This window comes from Neolewinella agarilytica (assembly GCF_900110645.1).
GTDB classification, from domain to species: Bacteria; Bacteroidota; Bacteroidia; order Chitinophagales; family Saprospiraceae; genus Neolewinella; species Neolewinella agarilytica.
Genome location: NZ_FOFB01000056.1, coordinates 1 through 2,233 on the forward strand (window position 1 = coordinate 1; position 2,233 = coordinate 2,233).

3 protein-coding genes are annotated in these 2,233 nt (G+C 54.2%); all 3 read right to left on the minus strand.

Features of this window, described 5'->3' with window-relative positions; translation table 11 throughout:
* Nucleotides 1–16: 16 nt before the first annotated feature.
* From tnpC to tnpA, 3 genes are read right to left on the minus strand one after another with little or no spacing between them, the layout of a single operon-like run.
* The gene (gene tnpC / locus BM123_RS23660) at nucleotides 17–1,489 is read right to left on the minus strand and encodes an IS66 family transposase (RefSeq protein WP_090173607.1); all 1,473 of its coding nucleotides are present in this window, start codon (nucleotides 1,487–1,489) and stop codon (nucleotides 17–19) included.
* A gap of 31 nt (nucleotides 1,490–1,520) precedes the next feature.
* Nucleotides 1,521–1,868 carry an IS66 family insertion sequence element accessory protein TnpB gene (gene tnpB / locus BM123_RS23665; protein ID WP_090173609.1) on the minus strand — a complete coding sequence of 116 codons (348 nt, stop codon included), beginning with the start codon at nucleotides 1,866–1,868 and terminating at the stop codon, nucleotides 1,521–1,523.
* Nucleotides 1,861–2,157 (minus strand): IS66 family insertion sequence element accessory protein TnpA, encoded by a 297-nt coding sequence (gene tnpA, locus BM123_RS23670; RefSeq protein WP_090173613.1) that lies wholly within the window; start codon nucleotides 2,155–2,157, stop codon nucleotides 1,861–1,863. Before tnpA ends, tnpB begins: the two co-directional genes overlap by 8 nt.
* Nucleotides 2,158–2,233 lie beyond the last annotated feature (76 nt).

Below are 2,233 nucleotides of genomic sequence, written 5' to 3' on the forward strand. Positions count from 1 at the left end.
GTAACCATCCGACCAACTACACCTCACCATCCTTACCCCATTCCCCCGGCAGTAACGCCTCCAGCCCATTAACAGGGTGGTCCGGCAACCGCTCAAGTACATCCTGGAGCCATTCTCTTGGGTTGACGTCCAGTTTTTGGCAGCTGGCAAAAAAGGAATACATCATCGCGGCCCGCTTAGCGGCGGGGTGAGACCCGGCGAAGAGGTAGTTCTTGCGCCCCAGGGCCAGCGGCCGGATAGAGTTTTCGATCAGGTTGTTGTCTAGCTCCAGGCGGCCGTCGGTGAAGCAGGCCCTTAGTTTGGGGAGCTCGTTCTTGGCGTAGTGGAGCGCCTTGCCCACATCGCCCTTCGACAGGTTATTGACCTGAGCGTAATTCACCCAGTCGAGTAAGGCGTTGTATACCGGAAGGGATAAACGTTGTCGGATCGCGAGTCGTTCCTGGGCATTCCGGTTGCGCCGCCGGCAGTGTGCGTCGACGTGGTAGATAAAATTAATTGCAGCTAATGCCATATCAGCTTTGCGGCGATCATTCTTTCGGGCATTAAAGAACTTACGCCGGATATGTGCCAGGCAGCTGACGCCCTCCACCTCGGGGTGTTTTTTCAGATACGTTTTGTATGCTGAGTAACCATCAGTTTGCAGGTAGCCTGTGAAGTCTTTTAGTCGCTCAAGCACGCCGTTGGCTCCACGTCCTTTCCGGTACTCAAACAGGATGAGCCCGGACACAGGGTTGCGGTAGACCCACATGTAGCCCTGGTGTGTTTTGCCCTTCTTTTCCGAGTCGAGTACCTTGATTGGTGATTCATCGGTCTGCACATAATCGGTGTCGATCACTTTTCGCAGCAGACATTGGTAAAGCGGCTCCATAAGCGTGCAACAGGCGGCGAGCCAATCGGAGAAGGTCGATGACCCCGCCTTCCAGTTGTAATCGCGAGCGAAGCCTTTGATTTGTCGGTAGAACGGTTGGTGATCGACATATTTGGCGACAAAAACGTGTGCCAACAGCCCTGGTTCGGGGATGCCTTTTTCTATCGGACGCGCTGGCAGCGGAGCAATAACTATGGTCGCTTCCCCCTCAACTTCTTCGGGGCGGGCGTACTTCGGGCGGATCGTCCGCTTGATGCGCAAGCTACCCGGAACGTAATCCAGCGTGTCGGTAATTTCTTCGCCGATGCGCTTCAAGCCTTCCGTATCTTCCTCAGGTTCAAGGGTTACTTCGTCGACGGGAAGGTGGTCAGGCAGCGGCTGGCGACCGGCATGTGCCGACTTTTTCTTCCGCTTATAAGTGACGGTTTGCTTCTCAACATCCTCTGCACCTGCGTTCGCGCCCTCGTCCCACAATGCCATTTGTTCCGGCGCGGACGCAGGTGCAAAGCGTTCGGATTTGGCAGCAAAGATCAACCGCTCGAGCTGGTCTAGCCGGTGGCGCAGGCTAGCATTTTGCTCCCTGAGCTCTTTATTTTCCGCAATGAGAACCTCCGTGCTCATAGGGCAAAAAATACGGCACTTCGGGCATTTGTCAAGCCACTCGACGGTATCTTTTGCGCCTTTTTACCGATTTAATTTCGATACCCTCCAAAAATAGCTGAATATCCGTCCAGGACATTTCCAGACTGTCGTTTTCAGCGGCCGGCAGCTCAAAAGTTCCCTGCTCCAGCACCTTGTACCAAACAACAAAGCCCGTCCGATCCCACACCAACAACTTGACCCGGTCGCGGCGCTTATTGAGAAAAATAAATACATCGCCGCTTAACAAATCGTGATTGATATGCTGACGAACTATTCCGCTAAGACCGTTAAAACCTTTACGCATGTCGGTCGCACCACGATATAAAAAGTACCGCTGTCGGCTGGAAAAGCTAAGCATGCGCGCGGTCGATTTCGAGGATCAATTCGGCGATTTCCGTGGTGGTCAGGCCGATCAGTTCGAGCCGTAATCCGCTCGGTAGCCTCAGGCTTCGTTCGGCGCGTTCCCGCTTTGGCGTTATCTTACAGAAGCCTTCGCTGAGAGAAGCTTCCGCTTCTCCGTATTTCTTCTTCCAGGAATAGAAAGTAGGCACCTTCAGCTCGTGTTCTTCACAGAAGGCGGCGACCGTCAGGCCGCTGAGCCGCTGCTCGATCAAAAATTGACGGATGGCGGTGGGGCTGTGGCGCATGGCTTTTTGCTTTGGTTTAGGGCAAAGCTCTGGCGCGGAGTTGGGGTTGACAAGATGTGGTTGGTCGGACGCTTAC